The sequence below is a fragment of the Streptococcus sp. HMSC071H03 genome (genome assembly GCF_001813035.1).
GTDB lineage: Bacteria > Bacillota > Bacilli > Lactobacillales > Streptococcaceae > Streptococcus > Streptococcus anginosus.
Genome location: NZ_KV811169.1, coordinates 199,019 through 215,886, shown reverse-complemented (window position 1 = coordinate 215,886; position 16,868 = coordinate 199,019). Strand labels below are relative to the sequence as shown.

The following is a 16,868-nucleotide window of genomic DNA, read 5'->3' as shown; positions in this document are numbered from 1 at the left end:
TCCTCTCTTAGTCTGCGTAAATATCTTCAAAAGCTGATTCAAGCGGTGGAAATGGACTTTCTTCTGCAAATTTTACAGATGCTTCTACTGCTTCTTTAACCTCTGCTTGGATAGCTTCTAACTCTTCATTGCTTGCAATCTGACTTTCTAGCAAGTATTTACGAAGATTTTCAATTGGGTCCTTCTTTTTCCACTCCTCAACTTCTTCACGTGTTCGATATTTACCAGGGTCAGATGAAGAATGCCCCAACCAGCGATAGGTCACACTCTCGATTAAGACAGGTCCTTTACCACTTCGAACATATTTAACAGCTTTTTGAAAACCTTCATAGACCTCAATGACGTTGTTCCCGTCTGGAATAAACATGCCAGGAATGCCATAGGCAGCACTCCGCTCATAAATGTGCTCTATATTGGTCATTTTCTTAATGTCTGCAGAAATACCATAGCCGTTATTGATACAATAGAAAATTACTGGTAGATTCCAGATAGAAGCCATGTTGACTGCTTCATGAAAAATACCTTCGTTCGTTGCTCCGTCACCAAAGAAGCAAACCACGATTTTATCTGTTTGGTGCATTTGCTGAGTGAGGGCGGCACCGACTGCAATTCCCATACCTCCGCCAACAATACCATTTGCTCCTAAGTTTCCGGCATCCAAATCAGCAATGTGCATGGAGCCACCTTTTCCTTTGCAGGTTCCGTTATATTTGCCCATGATTTCTGCCATCATGCCGTTCAGATCAATTCCTTTGGCAATCGCCTGACCATGACCACGGTGGTTAGAAGTAATCAAATCATCAGGATTGAGGGCCAGCATAGCTCCAACGCTAGCTGCTTCTTCTCCAACAGAAAAGTGAGTCATTCCTGGAACTTTCCCCTTTTTTACGAGTTGGGCAATTTTTAAGTCCATCCGACGGATCTCTTCCATCTTACGAAACATCTCTAGCAAAAGATTTTTATCTAAAGTTGACATAGTCGAGCCTTTCTATGAGTGTAATTCTATAATTTCATTCTATCCAAACTAAAAAATACTGTCAAAATTTATGCTTGAACAATTTCACAAAGAAAAATCAGCGAACCTTGCTGGCAAGCTGATTTGAATTGACTAAATAAAAATTTCACAAATAGATTTTTCTACTTTTTCCCAAAATCCTCTATCATTTGATCGATTTCCGAACGACTTGGTGTTGTCAAAATATAATGAACATCTCCTTGTAAGTCTGCAAATGCCTTTGGCATGATTTTGACTGCTTTTAATTTATCGCCGTACTTTGCACGCAATTCTTCTTCTGAATACACATAATTTGATGTTGAACGGCGTGAAGTAACCAAGCCATATTGTGCTTCGACTTGAGGTTGTGGGAAGGGGTCCCCATTCACAATATCTGCATATCCACGATAAAGGTCAATGGAGTGAGCAAAGTTATACAAATCAATCGTAAAAGCACCTGCTGGACGATTATTGTATTCTATGGCAATATAATCATCTCCGTCACGGAATAATTCAATATGGAAGAAACGTTCTTTCATGCCAAACGCTTTAATAATAGCTTCCCCATATTGACGTAATTTTGGATCCATATCTTTTATAATATAATATGAGTTTTCATAATGATTCAAAACTAAGTCTAAAGGGGTATAAGCATAGTCAAAAGTCGTTGAAAACACAATATTTCCGTTTGAATCGAGTAATCCGTCAAACGTGCAAATTTGTCCAGAATCAACGAATTTTTCAAAGAAATAAACGGTTTGCTTATCCCACTCTTGTTTAAATTGTTCAACATCTTCAGTGGTTTCCAATTTATAAGTTCCGGCTGCGCCAACTCCATTATCTGGCTTCGCAATCAATGGAAGTCCAATTTTACTGACAGCCATGTCAACTGCCTGCAAGGTTTTTACAATTTGACCAGGAACGACAGGAACACCAGCTTTTTTAAAGAGCTTCTTCATTTCGGACTTAAATTTTGTCTTTTTCAAGTCTTTTGGTTTTGGTCCTACAACATTAAATTGTTCACGCAATTTTGCGTCTTGATCCAACCAATATTCATTGTGTGACTCAATGCGGTCAATTGGTCCGTGCTTGTAAAAAAGGAAAGCTACAGCACGTTTAACTTCATCGAGATTTTCTAGATTTTCCACACGAAAATATTCTGTTAAAGCATTTTTCAAAGGTTGATCTAATTGATCATAAGGCTCTTGCCCAATCCCTAAAACAGTAATTCCTTTGTTAGCAAGTTCAACGGTAAATTGTTGAAAATTTTGTGGATAATAAGGTGAAATAACGATATAATTCATAATATTGTTTCCTTTCTAATCATAGATTTAATTGACTTAGAAAATACGGCATTTGCTTGCGCCACCAAATCCAGTCATGCGAAACATCATATCCCCATTCAGCAAACCATGCAGGAATGTTCTTATGCTCGAAGGCTTCTTTTAAGGTGTAGAAAGAAGGTAGTCCATCCTGCTCCCATGCACCAAGTCCTGTACAGACAATGATATCAGCATTGCGATAGTGGTCAATAAACCAGCCATCGTTTTGATTCCAAATATAATCTGCTGGTGAATTTTGATAAATTGCTTCATCATCCAAACAATCACCAACAAAGAAGCGAGCATCGTAAACCCCGCTCAGTGCAATGACTTTATTGAAGACATCGGGGTGCTGGAGAAAGAAATTAACAGCGTGATAGGCTCCCATAGAACAACCTGTCGTCATCATTGGATCAAACCAACCTGTTTTATGCTTGATAAAAGGAATGGCTTCCTCAATGACATAGCGCTCATAAGCTCGGTGCATTTCCGCGCGGTCGTGAGGAGCTTTCCAATCAGCCAGCCAACTTTCACTATCTACACTACTCAAAGTGAAGAATTGAATTTTTCCTGTTTCGATAAACCATGAACAAGCCTCAATCATACCAAAATCTGCATATTCATTGTGACTGCCTCCTGATGAAGCAAAAACGACTACAGGCATTCCAGCGTGCCCGTAACGATTCACATACATTTCACGATTTAAATGACCACTCCAATGACTTAAAAATTCAACGTGCATATAAATTCTCTCCTCATATTCTTAATTAATTTATTTACCATTTTTCGCTAAAGAAGCGAAGACAATCAGGTAAATGCTCAGCCCAAGCCATTTCATTGTGTTCTGCACCGGCTTGGATATAAAACAATAGATTTTCCAAATCTAAACCGCCCGCAATTAACTGACGAAAGTAGGTTAATGACGAATCAATATAAGCTTGCTTGATATTACTAGCCATTAAGGTTTTATCGGTGTCATCTGCTTCTTCTGTTCCAACATAAATATAAATCCGCTGATCTGCTAATAAGTTATGGCGTTCTATATAACGATTGAATGCTTCCTGATGCATCCAGTTTGCAGATGAGAAAATACCCAAGCATCCAATTTGCTCTTGGTATTCAATTCCCATAAACTGTGTAATGTTTCCGCCTAAAGAAGAACCAACCATAGCCGTGTGCGCTCGGTCTGACTTGGTACGATAATGCTCGTCAACAAAGGGTTTAACAACTTCCATGACAAACTCCGCATACTCTGTCCCCTTACCGCCAAATTGCATACCTGGAATAGTTGATTCTTGATATTTCCATGCAGAATACTCATTCATTCGATTAAAACCGTCATTGTCAATCGCCACCACAATCATTTTTTCAATGTCGGGATTTCTCTTAATCGTTGGAATGATTTTCCAAGAATGTCCACTAAAAGACTCTTTACTATAAAGGACATTTTGACCGTCGTGAAAATAAACTACAGGATAGGATTTCTGAGTATCTTGCTCATAATTTCTAGGAAGTAGCACTCGAACACGACGCTTTTGTTTGCTATAAGGCACTTCTAATGCATGTTCCCTTACTTCAAGGTAAAAATAGGATTGATTCATTGTCAGAAAACTTTCTATTTTCAAAATTTTTATCTATTATATCATAAAATATACAAAAAAGTTAGGGAATTCCTAACTTTTTAATACTTTTATAACAAATCATCATTATTTCTATCTTTTCCAAAAGAAAACTAGAGATTTTGATAATTTTTGATAGCTTGTAGCGCTCGTTTTGCTATTTTTTCATAGCGTTCTTTTTTGTCTCGAATACGTGGACCGTCCAACTCCTTGATAATTCCAAAATTGACATTCATTGGCTGGAAATGTTTGCTATCAGCATGCGTGATATAATGAGGTAAGCTTCCAATAGCAGTTGTTTCTGGAAAGACCAGGGCTTCTTCTCCATTGAAAAGTCTGGCTGCATTGATACCGGCTACCAGCCCGGACGCGGCAGATTCTACATACCCTTCTACACCGGTCATCTGACCTGCAAAAAAGATATTCTCTTGTTTTTTAGACTGGAACGTCTGTGTCAGGAGATTTGGTGAATCCATGTAAGAATTGCGGTGCATCACGCCATAGCGGACAAATTCTGCATTTTCCAATCCCGGAATCATCCGAAAAACGCGCTTCTGTTCTCCCCATTTTAGGTGTGTTTGGAAACCAACAATATTATAAAGGCTTCCAGCTGCATTGTCCTGACGAAGCTGCACAACTGCATAGGGTGTCTTAAATTCACCGTCACGGGGTCCTTTATAGTCATCCGGGTATTCCAAACCAACTGGCTTCATAGGACCGTAGAGCATGGTTTTTATTCCTCTTTTTGCCATCACCTCAATCGGCATACAGCCTTCAAAGTATTTTTCTTTTTCAAAGCTATTTAACGGTGCTTCCTCGGCATTTACCAAAGCGTCATGAAAAGCCATAAACTCATTCTTAGTCATAGGAGCATTGAGATAAGCAGCCTCTCCCTTGTCATAGCGAGATTTGAGGTAAACTTTCTCCATGTCAATTGTATTGACATCTACAATCGGTGCTGCTGCATCATAAAAGTAAAATCCAGCTCCACCATTTAGCGCGTGAATCTTTTCAGCAAGTGTATCACTTGTCAAAGGTCCCGTCGCAATAACAGTAATCGTATCATCAGGAATTTTGGTGATTTCCTCACGAATAACTTCGATTAAAGGATGGTTTGTCACCTCATCAGTCACCATTTGTGAAAAACCGTCACGGTCAACTGCTAATGCTCCTCCAGCAGGAATACGCGTAGCTTCTGCTGCTCTCATAATGATAGAATCCAAACGTCGCATTTCTTCTTTTAAGAGACCAACCGCATTCGTTAGCGAATCCCCCCGTAGAGAGTTAGAACAGACTAGCTCTGCAAAATCACTAGTCTTATGTTGCGGAGTAGATTTCACTCCTCGCATTTCATACAGCTTAACAGGAATACCGCGTTTAGCAATTTGATAAGCTGCTTCGCTACCTGCAAGACCAGCTCCTATGACATTGATGTAAGATTGAGACATGAAACAAATACCTCTTTGGGAGGAGACTCCCACAAATCTTTCTAATTATTCTTAACCATTATAACAGAAAAAGCCCCTACTGACGAGTGAGACTTTCTAGAATGCAAATACACTAACTTATTAGTATCCATCCTCAAACATTGGTGTAAAGAATATAATGATTGGTCATGTATCTATTTCTTTAACATTTTTTCCAGATAAGCAATTTTAACAAAATCCTTATCATTATTTTGGTCATTTCGATAGGAATCTTGCGAAGATGCTGTGTAAATCTTAAGATATTGTTCAGCATCAGGAAGAAAATAAATTACCCCTGCTGTTTCATGTTTTACCAATTCATCTAAAGGAATCCCAGCAAAGTTTTCCAAAGTATTCATGCTACCAAACTCAACCGATAGATTTCCTTTTTGAAATTCGTGCTCGTGCAAATCTACTAATTGGTAGCCAAGCCGGTTCATAATCGTTTCAATCTTTTTAAAATCATAAATTCGTACCTCATCAGGTGCGTCCCATCCCCTAGGATCTCCTGGAACATGGATATCAATATCTCGTGCTTGCCAGTCGTGGCCAGTTACCTGTTCAAGCCCTAGTGAACCCATAAGCAAAGGAGTGATTCCAATTCCGTTCAATTCCTTTGCAATCTTTAAAAATTCATCAAATTTCTCTTTCATACAGTTTCCTTTGCTATATATAAAGAAAGTTTACATAAAATAAATTACGTAAACATCTTTAACTTATTTTACTTTTTCTTCTTCGTAATCCCCATTGCTGCAGACAACTTGCTTGCCCCCACCACGAACTTTCTTTTCTACAAGATACTGACCGCATTTCGGACAAGAGCGACCAATCGGTTTATCCCAAGAAGTAAAGTCACAATCTGGGTAGCGATTGCAGCCATAGAAAAGGCGATTGCGTTTGGTTTTGCGCTCAATGATTTGCCCTTTGTGACACTTAGGACACTCTACACCGATTTCTTTGACAATCGCTTGAGTATGACGACAGTCAGGAAAATTGCTACATGCATAGAATTTACCATAGCGGCCCAATTTGATAACCATAGGACTTCCACAGACTTCACAGTCAAATCCAGCAGGTTCATCTTTGATTTGAATTTTTTCCATTTCAGTTTCTGCTTTTGCAACTTCTTTTTCAAATGGCTTATAAAATTCATCAATGACCTTTTGCCATTGCTCTTTTCCTACTTCTACATCATCTAGCTTAGCTTCCATATCAGCGGTAAATTTCACGTTGACAATATCGGGGAAAAATTCAACAATCAGAGAATTCACGATTTCTCCCAATTCAGTTGGCTCAAAGCGCTTAGAAACTAATTTGACATAGTAGCGCTTTTGAACAGTTTCGATTGTTGGTGCATAAGTTGACGGACGACCGACACCATTTTCTTCCAATGTCTTAATCAAGGTCGCTTCAGAATAACGAGCAGGTGGTTGTGTGAAATGCTGTTCAGGATTGGTGTTGACCCGTTTCACTGTATCACCCTTTTCCATATCAGGCAACATTTTATTCTTATCAGAATCATTGTAAATAGCTAGATAACCGTCAAATTTAACTTGACTACCATTTGCAGCAAATTGAACACCGTTTTGCTCCAACTTCACACTCATAGTGTCAAATACTGCTGCTGTCATTTGACTAGCTACAAAACGATTCCAAATCAGCGTGTATAGCTTTAATTGATCTTTATCTAGATATTTCGCGATATTTTCAGGTGTGTTGAACACGCTTGACGGACGAATCGCTTCATGGGCGTCTTGTGCGCCAGAAGCATTTCGGACTCTACTCCCGTGTTTAGAATATTTCTCACCAAAACGGTCTGTAATAAAGGTTGCAGCTTCGTTTTGAGCCACTGGACTAATACGAGTGGAGTCTGTACGCATATAGGTAATCAAACCTTGCACACCAGATCCGATATTAATTCCTTCATAAAGTTGCTGAGCAACCATCATGGTCTTACGAGTTCGGAAATTAATTTTATTGGCAGCGTCCTGCTGCATAGATGATGTGGTATAAGGCAGCGGAGCATTGCGCTTGCGTTCCTTTTTCTCAACGCTTTCGACAGTAAATTCATCACCTTCAATATGAGAAAGAACGTTTTTTACATTATCGTTGGTAGCAAGCTTCATCTTCTTGCCATTCATGCCGTAAAAGCTTGCTTGAAATTGACGAGCCCCTTTTTTGAAAGTTCCGTCAATCGTCCAATACTCTTCTGGTTTAAAAGCATTGATTTCATTTTCACGGTCAATGATGAGTTTCAAGGCAACAGATTGCACACGTCCAGCTGACAATCCCTTTTTGACTTTTTTCCAGAGAATTGGAGAGATAGAGTACCCCACAATACGGTCAAGGACACGACGCGCTTGTTGAGCATCTACCAAATCCATGTCAATCTGGCGCGGTTCTTTAAAAGCATTTTTTACTGCATCTTTCGTGATTTCGTTGAAAACAACACGATTTTTATCTGTCTCGTCCAGATTTAAGATATGAGCCAAATGCCAAGAAATAGCTTCTCCTTCACGGTCCGGGTCACTTGCAAGATAGACTTGTTTCGCTTTTTTAGCTTCTTTTTTCAAATCATTGATAAGAGGCCCTTTCCCTCGAATATTGATATATTCTGGCTCATAGTTGTTTTCAAAATCGATGGACATGGTAGACTTTTTCAAATCGCGAATATGTCCAACGCTGGCTAGAACTTTGTAGTTCCGCCCTAAATATTTTTCAATTGTTTTTGCTTTAGCTGGCGACTCTACAATCACCAGATTTTTTTTCATTGCTGTTTTTTTCTTTGTTTTTGTTGCCAATCTAAACACCTTCTAAAAGTAATAAACCTCATAGAGTTTAAACTATTTTTTTCAAGATGTCAACTAGCAGCATTCTCTTATAGGAGAACTTGTTTTAAAATTGGAATTCAGAAAGTACGTCAGCGCCTGATGTGACACACTTTGCACCCTCTTGAATCAAATGATGACAGCCATCACTTCTGCCGTCTAAAATTGACCCTGGAATAGCAAACACATCTCGTCCTTCTTCCATCGCGCGCTCACAAGTAATTAAACTGCCTGAGCGCATTTTGGCTTCAGCAACAATAACCCCTCTGCACAATCCTGCTATAATCCGATTACGCTCTGGAAAATGAAATTTTAATGGCTCTGCTTCAGAACCATATTCACTAAGTACTAGATGATGTTCTCCCAAATACGATTGGAGTTTTTTATTCGCCCTTGGATAAAAAACGTCTAGACCCGTTCCGATAACTGCAATTGTTCGACCACCATTTTGCAATGCTGCCATGTGAGCCGAGGTATCAATTCCGCGTGCTAAACCACTCACGATAACCAATTCATTGTTTAGCTCTTTAATAATCTTTTGAACGGATTGACTGCCTACTCGGCTACTATTCCGACTTCCTACAACAGCTACTTTAGGTAATTTTAGCAAATCCAAATTACCTTTATAAAAAAGAAGAACGGGCGGATTGTAAATTTCGCTCAAATCCCAAGGATACACATCATCCAAGATAGAAAAGGATGAGAACTTTTCAAATTCTTGACGTAATAAATCATCATCTAGCTGCAGATATTTTTCAATGAAAAGAGCAGGATTGCGGCATTCCGAAACAACTGCCATATCTTTTACCGATAATTCTTTTTCTTGTATCTCAGCATACGAGAGAACATTGATGACCTGCTGATTAGTCAAGCCAGCTTCTTTTAATTTATAAATATCAAAATTATCCATTTTATCATTCCTTTTACTTTTTTAATTACACTTCACTTATATTATTCGTAAAAGGGATTAAAAAAACGAGAATTTCTCGCTTTTCACATTTTATCTAATTCTTTAATAATTCGAGCCGGGTTTCCAGCCAAAACAACATTATCACCATAAGATTTGGTAACAACCGAGCCTGCTCCAACGACGACATTGTCTCCTAATGTTACTCCAGGCAAAATCGTTACGCCGCCACCCGCCCAGAAATTATCGCCAATGGTAATTGGTGCACCGTACTCTACGCCTGATATGCGCTCTTGTGCATCTAAAGGATGAAGAGGAGTCAGAAGTTGACAATTTGGTCCAAACAATGCATTTTTTCCAATAATAATCGGACAAACATCAAGCATGGTCAAATTCCAATTAGAATAGAAATTTTCTCCTAAATGAATGTTGATACCATAATCGCAGACAAAGTTTGGTTTCATCGAAATGTTCTCACCAGTTGAGCCGAACCATTCTTTTACGAGTTTACTTCTTTTTTTACCGTCCTGTTCTGCATTAAATGCGTATTGAAATTGACGAGAACGTGTTACCAATTTTCGTAATTCGGGATCTTGCGGATTGTATAATTCTCCTGCAATCATTTTTTCATATTCAGTTTTCATTGACGTTCCTTTTCATTCTTGATAAGTGAATGGTTAGATACATTTGTTCATCATCAGACGTCTGATAATTGCGCGTCTGCTTGAGATATTGGGTAATCTTTGTTGTCGTTTCATAAGCTAATAGATACTTAATTTTCAGTAAATCAAACATATCGTTGTCGTCTAACTCCTGATGTCCGGTGTCCGTTAAAACGCGTTCGCAAAAAAATTTCAGATGCGTAATAAAGCGTTGAACATAAATATCCTCGTCATCTAACGAGATCTCTAAGCTGTATTTGACGATTGTCATGATTTCTTCCATTAGTTGCGTTAAATCTTGAGCGGCTACATTTCCGCTATCTAATTCAGCATTGACAATTGTCAAAGCCATAAAGCCTGCTTCATCCAAAGGTAAATCTTGCCCTAAATAGTCACCCAACAATTGATTGGCATACTTGCCAACTTCAAATTCGTCAGGGAAAAATCGCTTAATGTCCCACATCAGAAAATTTTTCATGAAAAATTGATCTTTTGTCCGCAGAACAACACCATACATATGGTCAGCCATTGCTAAAAAGCACCATCTTGCAATTTTTTATTTATTTTTGCATGTGCGTAAGTGATAATTTTATCAGCCATTTCTATGATGTCAGCAGGTAATTCCAACAATAATTCACGCTTGTTTTCTGACAAGACATACTTTTTCTCAATCAGATTATCCCGAATATCATCTCCTGCTTTACATCCAAAAGCCAGTCCACGTCCCATCAACACTACTTCTTGGTGGTTTTCTTCAGAAATGACCACATTATTATTTAAAACTTTAGTAACAATCATCTCTTGTCCTCGACTTCTTCAAGCATGGATTTAATTGGTTCAAAGGTTGTCCGATGAATAGGAGTGATTCCCTTTCGTTTCAATCCTTCTAAATGATGCTGGGTTCCATAACCAACATTGTGTGCAAAGTCATAACCTGGATAAGTTAGCTCATAATTTGTCATCATGCGATCTCTAGTCACCTTGGCTACGATTGAAGCGGCCGCAATAGACAGCGAATTGGCGTCTCCTTTGATAATAGACGTTTGCGGAACTTGAACATCTAACTGCATAGCATCAATCAAGAGATGTTGCGGAGCAACTTCAAGATTTCCCACCGCCTCTAGCATAGCTAATTTCGTCGCTTCATAGATATTCACTTCATCAATAACTTGATTATCCTTGATACCAATACCAACTGAAATTGCTTGTTTGAGCACTTCTTGATAGATTTCTTTGTGCTTTTTCTTGGGAACTTTCTTGCTATCGTTGAGACCTTTGATTTTATAGTTTTTAGGTAAAATAACTGCCGCTGCCACAACAGGACCTGCTAAGGGGCCACGCCCAACCTCATCAATCCCAGCGATATATTGGCAACCAGTAGCATAAAGCTCCTTTTCATATCGTAACATTTGCTCCAAACGACGGTATTCGTCCAATTCAGCTTGAATTTGTTTTTTACGTTTCACAATGAGCTTGTGGACACCAGCTCGACTATCATCTCGAAATTGCTCAAAAACAGGACTCTCTATGTCTGTTATTTCAGATAAGATTTCTTGAATCTCTTTAATCGTTGCCATGTATCTCACCTAAAGTATCTAAAGTATAACGTCCCAATTTACCGTCACGAATGTCTTTGATAAAAAGACGATAAAAACGATCATAATCATCTCGAAAACCCAATTTTTGTGTCATATCCATAATGATTTCCGGTGCTTCTTCTTCCAAGTCCATTTGCTTGAACCGTTCTTGAAGTTCCTTTGGATAATGTTCTTTGAAATAATTGATTCCAAAAATAGTAACCTCATCCATTGGAAGCAAATCGTCTTTAATCGCTCCTGTTAAAGCGAGTTTCAAAGCAACTTTTTCATCTTCAAACTTAGGCCAGAGAATTCCTGGAGTATCTAAAATTTCCAAGTTCCTATTAGATTTGAGCCACTGCTGCCCCTTGGTAACACCCGGTTTATTTCCAGTCACAGCGATTTTTTTCCCAGCTAAACGGTTCATCAGGGTTGATTTACCAGCGTTCGGGATACCGATAATCATAGTCCGCAATGTTTCAATTTGGATCCCACGTTCTTTTTGCCGAGCAATTTTTTCTTTCATCAATGACTTAGCTGCTTCTGTGACTTTTTTAACAGTTGATTGTTCTTTAGAATTGATTGCCAAGGTCTTGATACCTTGACTTTCAAAATATTTTCGCCACTCTTTCGTCAGATCAGAATCAGCTAAATCCCCCTTATTTAAAATAAGAAGCTTGGGTTTCTCTCCCACGATTTTAGTTAGCATAGGATTTTGACTAGATAATGGCAAACGCGCATCTACTAAAATTGTCACAAAATCCACAAATTTGATATTTTCTTGTACTTGTCTCCGAGCCTTGGACATGTGTCCCGGAAACCATTGAATAGTAGCCATGAAAACCTCTTTCTTACACTAGTTTAACATCTTAATTATACCAAAATTTTAGCTAATTCGCATTGATAAATCATGCAACAAAAAATCACCTTTCAAAAACAAAAGGTGATTTTTGAATCTTAATGATACAAAACAGGCTTTCTATCCTGTTTATCGGTAAACGGAAGTCTTGGTTCGCGAATCCGTTTTACATAGTCAACAATTTCTTTCCCTTCGTTGTCAAATTCTACAACAGCAAAAAATTGATCATGATAAAAGAAAAATTTATAATGATTTTCAAATGCTTCCTTGAGCCATTTTTCTTTTGCAATAATGGAACGCATGGGGTAATCATCTACAGCAGCGACCCATACAGGCTTGCGATGCGCGTGAGTTAAAAGCAAGTCCGCCATATGAATCATGGTTTCATTTCCTTGTTTCAACAAAATGATACTATGACCATTGCTATGACCACCAGTATGAACCATTTGAATTTCCGGTATAACATTTAAGTATTCCGTAAATGTCTCCACTTGATGTTGAATAGGTTCCCAATTTTCTCTGAGATAAGTCCCTTTAGTCCGATTATTTGGGTTCATCATCTCGTACCATTCAATATCATTTACAAAAATCTTAGCATTAGGAAAAGTTGAAACCAACTGATGATTTTCATTTAATTTTGTCAATCCACCAGAGTGATCGTGATGCATGTGAGTCATCAACACATAAGAAATATCTTCAGGAGTCAAACCTAAAAGTTCCAAGCTCTCTTCAATTCTGCTTTCAGATAAAATCCCTAAATTTCGTCTTTGTTTATCAGATAGTTTCGCAGTGTTAAAACTTGCATCAATTAAATAATTTTTATTTTTGTATTGAATCAATATTGGATCGGTTAATTCAACCATCATATTTTCTTCAGTTGTTGGATAATAGCGTGACCAAACAACTTTTGGTACAGGACCAAATAAAGTGCCTGCATCTGTCATTTTGTCAACTCCACGTAACCAAATTAATTTCATGTCTCCAAATTGATACTCTTGTAGAGCGAGTTCTGTCATTTCTTACTCCTTTAGCCACCTTTCGGCAATTTCTCTTCTGATAGAATTTCCAGATCTTCCATAGTTTTCAATAGTTTCTGCATCCTTTAAATAACGTTTGATATTAACCTTGTCGAATTTTTGTAAAGGACCAATTAGTCGAAGGATTTCATCGGATATCTCAATAGCAACTTTCGTCGTGTACAGTTTTATTCGAGAAACAAATTTCGCATCTTCTTCAATTTGACTAGGATAAGAATCAAAATAAGCTTCTGCAGAGCATAATTTATTGTATAAATCAGCAAATTTATTTTGATGAATTTCCACATCAATCAAACGCTTTCCAAATCCTCTCTTCACCTTTGCAAATTCAATACCTTTATTGAAAGCCCCCTCAGCAACACCTAATGCAATAGCACTTAAGCCAAGTTGCATATTTTTAATGATGTTAGCAAATTGGACATCCCCAGCTAATTCGTCTCCCAATAAGGCGTTTTCCGGGAGCAAGACATTTTTCAGCGTGACTGAACTCAAAGGAAGACCTATCAAGCCCGGTTTTTCAATCTGTTCACCAATTAGCACATCCGAATCTTTTGGATCAACAATAAAGAGTCCGTACTTCTCCACCTTACCTTGTTCTTTTACTTTTGCCAAAACCAGTAGTATATCTGCAACGCTACTATTGGAAATCATCGCCTTTTTCCCTGAGAGACACCATCCCTGCTCAGTCTTTGTTGCATACGTTTCAAGATCTTCTAGCCCCTTTAGATGTTTATACTCGCAAAATCCTAATCCTCCTATGTACTGACCTTTTAGTAACTTTTCAAGATATAATTCCTTTTGCTCTGCTGTCCCAAAATTCAAAATAGAATAAATTCCATAGCAACCTTGTGTTAATAAAATAGCTGAAAGAGCAGCAAATTCATTAGCAATTTTTCGGATAAATGTGATGAAATCAGAACTTAACGTGTGATTCTCTTCAGATAAAATGGGCAAAAATATATCCATTTCGTTCGTCAATTCATCCCACATTTCCTTTGGAAAATAAGTTGATTCATCATGTGATTTTACATAGTTTTTGATTGCTGTATTCGTATATGAATCAATCATAGCTGCTGTAGTGCTAATTTTTGACATCAATTTGCTCCTTTATTAGGTATCAAAGCTCGAAATAGGCTGATAGTAACCTTTCAAAAGTTCTTCATAAACGTATGCTTCAACTTCATTATAATTTGCTTTATACGGTCTGCAGAACCAGATATTAAATGGAACCGGATCTTTAAAACGAACAGCTTTAAACTTATTTTTATCCACAAAATATTCTACTGGACGAGGTAAAATAGCAATCATATCATTCTTATACGTAGACTCTGTTAAAAAATCCCATGCTGATGATAAATATGTAAAATTTGTCTCTATCTTCTTATTTTTTAATTTTTCAGCTACTAATTCATAAGTGGTAAATGATTTATTAAATGTTGCTAAATCGTAAGCGGCGATGTCTTTCCATTCAAGAAGTTCTTTATCTGCTAAAGGATGATTTTTATCCATATAAGCTGCATATTCATCGGCTTGTATTATATATTGCTCGTACTTTTTAGCATCTAAATTAGTCGGCTCAATCAATAAAACAAAATTTAAATCACCTTCAAGAAATTTTTGACGTAAATCCTTGCTTCCTCCCTCCACAACTTGAATATTAATGTGTGGATTATCCTTTAAAAATTTAGGGAGAGCACTTGCAAAATAAACACGCAAAATCAGAGAAGGAATGCCTAAGTTAATGGTTCCTTTTTGTTTTTGCGCTTCTATATGAATCATGGATTGCATTTCTTCATGACGATTGACAATTTCCGTAGCAAAACGATAAATTTTCCCACCAGCTTCTGTCAGACTTTCTAATCTTCCATTTCTACGATTAAAAAGCTGCAGTCCTTCAGTCGCTTCAAAATTTGTGACAAATTGACTCAAAGCAGATTGACTAATATGAATTTTTTTAGCAGCAATCGAAAGATTACATCCACATTCGACGATATTGATAAAGTAAGTCATTTGAATAATATCCATGTTCATCGTCTCCTATCTTTCAATATTTGTAATATAATTTGTCAGGAATAAAATAGCAACTGATCTTTTTAATATAGATGATCAGTTGCTAATAGGTTGATTAAAAACTTATCATCGATAAAGTTCGTTATAAGCATATACTAACACACTTTATGACAAACAGTAGCTATATTTGCTTGATAATTTAACTAGATAGACATTGTTTTTAAGTCATCTGATACGATTACTTCGCCTTCTGTCTTTTCAAGAACTTCTTCCAAAGAGACACCGGGAGCTAATTCTTTCAAAAGGAATTTCCCGTCTTGAAAACCAAATACTGCTAATTCTGTAATGACCAAATCCAAAACTCCTTTAGCTGATAAGGGCAGTGTGCATTCTTTCAGCAGTTTTGATTTGCCGTCAACGGTAGTATGTTGAATGGCCGCGATAACCCTTTTGGCACCAACTAGAAGATCCATAGCTCCCCCCATTCCTGGAGCAAACTTATCGGGGATAATCCAGTTTGCAATACTACCATCTTGGCTAACTTCTAACGCTCCTAAAACTGTAGCATCAACGTGGCCTCCACGAATAATGGCAAACGACGTTTGAAGGTCAAATAAAGATGCTCCCGGTAAAAGAGTAATGGGGGCTCCACCAGAGTTGGCCAGATTCGCATTGTAGTTTTCTTTTGTTGGTGTCTCACCAAAACGAAGAGCACCATTTTCTGCTTGAAGGATAACATTCACGCCTTCAGGAATATAATCAGCAGAGGCATTCGGAATACCAAATCCAAGGTTGATGACATCTCCATCTTTAAATTCAAGAGCTACACGTCTTGCTATAATTTCTTTTGATTTCATATTAATTTACCCCTGCTAATTTTTTAGTCTCTATCCAGAGGTCGCCCATCATTTTATGATGTTCTTTAGAAGTCAAGCTTTTAACAACATAGTCTACAAGAATTCCGGGAATATATACATCGTTAGGATCAATTTCCCCAACTTCAACAATTTCATTGGCTTCAACAATGACTGTATCAGCTGCAAGAGCCAGCTGCAATGAAATATTTTTAGTTGTCCCATCAATGTATAAATTGCCATATTTATCTGACTTGGTAGCCTTAATCAAAGCAACATCAATTTTCAAAGGGTCATAAACAAGATATTCTCTGCCGTTGCGAGCTACTTTTTCATAATCTTTTTCCAAAATAGTCCCAACGCCAGTCGGAGTCAAAACAGCTCCCAAACCAGCACCCGCAGCATGAAGTCGTTCAACCACGGTTCCCATTGGTGTGAATTCAACTTCCATATCGCCACTAAAATATTCATGTTGTACGGCAGCGGAAGTTCCCACATGAGCTGCGATATATTTTTTAACTTGGTGATTTTCACACAAGCGACCAACGCCAATCTCTTTACCCGGTTGTGAGGTAACAACAGATACTATTGTTAAGTTCTGTTGATTCTGTCGAACCAATTCTTCAATGAGTTCAAATGGCTCACCCACTCCAAGAAAACCTGAGATACCTACAATATCTTCAGATTTAATGTTAGAAATTGCTTCTGATAATGTTACAATTTGCATACCAAT

At 37.8% G+C, this 16,868-nt stretch carries 16 protein-coding genes and 1 pseudogene; all 17 read right to left on the bottom strand.

Features of this window, described 5'->3' with window-relative positions; all coding sequences use genetic code 11:
- Positions 1-7: 7 nt before the first annotated feature.
- Positions 8-976 (bottom strand): thiamine pyrophosphate-dependent dehydrogenase E1 component subunit alpha, encoded by a 969-nt coding sequence (locus HMPREF2887_RS08265; protein ID WP_021001691.1) that lies wholly within the window; start codon positions 974-976, stop codon positions 8-10.
- A gap of 161 nt (positions 977-1,137) precedes the next feature.
- Positions 1,138-2,298: an ATP-grasp domain-containing protein gene (locus tag HMPREF2887_RS08260; protein WP_057489661.1), complete on the bottom strand. Its 1,161-nt coding sequence runs from the start codon at positions 2,296-2,298 to the stop codon at positions 1,138-1,140.
- 19 nt (positions 2,299-2,317) lie between these two features.
- Complete coding sequence (locus HMPREF2887_RS08255) at positions 2,318-3,058, bottom strand: esterase family protein (RefSeq protein WP_057489662.1); 741 nt, start codon at positions 3,056-3,058, stop codon at positions 2,318-2,320.
- A gap of 34 nt (positions 3,059-3,092) precedes the next feature.
- Positions 3,093-3,917, bottom strand: a complete 825-nt coding sequence (locus HMPREF2887_RS08250; RefSeq protein WP_057489663.1) for an alpha/beta hydrolase — start codon at positions 3,915-3,917, stop codon at positions 3,093-3,095.
- Between the two features lie 131 nt (positions 3,918-4,048).
- Positions 4,049-5,383: a methylenetetrahydrofolate--tRNA-(uracil(54)-C(5))-methyltransferase (FADH(2)-oxidizing) TrmFO gene (gene trmFO, locus HMPREF2887_RS08245; protein ID WP_021001695.1), complete on the bottom strand. Its 1,335-nt coding sequence runs from the start codon at positions 5,381-5,383 to the stop codon at positions 4,049-4,051.
- Between the two features lie 173 nt (positions 5,384-5,556).
- Positions 5,557-6,054, bottom strand: a complete 498-nt coding sequence (locus HMPREF2887_RS08240; protein WP_021001696.1) for a hypothetical protein — start codon at positions 6,052-6,054, stop codon at positions 5,557-5,559.
- A 63-nt stretch (positions 6,055-6,117) separates the two neighbouring features.
- The gene (gene topA / locus HMPREF2887_RS08235) at positions 6,118-8,211 is read right to left on the bottom strand and encodes a type I DNA topoisomerase (protein WP_145747934.1); all 2,094 of its coding nucleotides are present in this window, start codon (positions 8,209-8,211) and stop codon (positions 6,118-6,120) included.
- Positions 8,212-8,296: 85 nt separating this feature from the next.
- Positions 8,297-9,139, bottom strand: a complete 843-nt coding sequence (gene dprA, locus HMPREF2887_RS08230; protein WP_057489665.1) for a DNA-processing protein DprA — start codon at positions 9,137-9,139, stop codon at positions 8,297-8,299.
- An 83-nt stretch (positions 9,140-9,222) separates the two neighbouring features.
- A complete protein-coding gene (locus HMPREF2887_RS08225; protein WP_057489666.1) occupies positions 9,223-9,780 on the bottom strand; it encodes a sugar O-acetyltransferase in 558 nt (185 codons plus the stop codon).
- Positions 9,770-10,596 (bottom strand): annotated as a pseudogene (locus tag HMPREF2887_RS10175) (PRD domain-containing protein). Before HMPREF2887_RS10175 ends, HMPREF2887_RS08225 begins: the two are co-directional and overlap by 11 nt.
- On the bottom strand, positions 10,593-11,375 hold the full coding sequence (locus HMPREF2887_RS08215; RefSeq protein WP_003024460.1) for a ribonuclease HII: 783 nt from the start codon (positions 11,373-11,375) through the stop codon (positions 10,593-10,595). The pseudogene HMPREF2887_RS10175 and the gene HMPREF2887_RS08215 overlap by 4 nt, the downstream one beginning before the upstream one ends.
- Positions 11,362-12,213, bottom strand: a complete 852-nt coding sequence (ylqF, locus tag HMPREF2887_RS08210; protein ID WP_003024457.1) for a ribosome biogenesis GTPase YlqF — start codon at positions 12,211-12,213, stop codon at positions 11,362-11,364. Before ylqF ends, HMPREF2887_RS08215 begins: the two co-directional genes overlap by 14 nt.
- A 119-nt stretch (positions 12,214-12,332) precedes the next feature.
- Positions 12,333-13,250 carry an MBL fold metallo-hydrolase gene (locus HMPREF2887_RS08205; protein WP_003024454.1) on the bottom strand — a complete coding sequence of 306 codons (918 nt, stop codon included), beginning with the start codon at positions 13,248-13,250 and terminating at the stop codon, positions 12,333-12,335.
- 3 nt (positions 13,251-13,253) lie between these two features.
- Entirely contained in the window at positions 13,254-14,366 is a 1,113-nt protein-coding gene (locus HMPREF2887_RS08200; protein WP_003024452.1) for an acyl-CoA dehydrogenase family protein, read from the bottom strand.
- Between the two features lie 15 nt (positions 14,367-14,381).
- Positions 14,382-15,296 (bottom strand): LysR family transcriptional regulator, encoded by a 915-nt coding sequence (locus tag HMPREF2887_RS08195; protein WP_003024449.1) that lies wholly within the window; start codon positions 15,294-15,296, stop codon positions 14,382-14,384.
- Between the two features lie 188 nt (positions 15,297-15,484).
- Positions 15,485-16,138 carry a 3-oxoacid CoA-transferase subunit B gene (locus HMPREF2887_RS08190; protein ID WP_021001701.1) on the bottom strand — a complete coding sequence of 218 codons (654 nt, stop codon included), beginning with the start codon at positions 16,136-16,138 and terminating at the stop codon, positions 15,485-15,487.
- Position 16,139: 1 nt separating this feature from the next.
- Positions 16,140-16,862, bottom strand: a complete 723-nt coding sequence (locus HMPREF2887_RS08185; protein WP_003024444.1) for a CoA transferase subunit A — start codon at positions 16,860-16,862, stop codon at positions 16,140-16,142.
- Between the last annotated feature and the right edge of the window lie 6 nt (positions 16,863-16,868).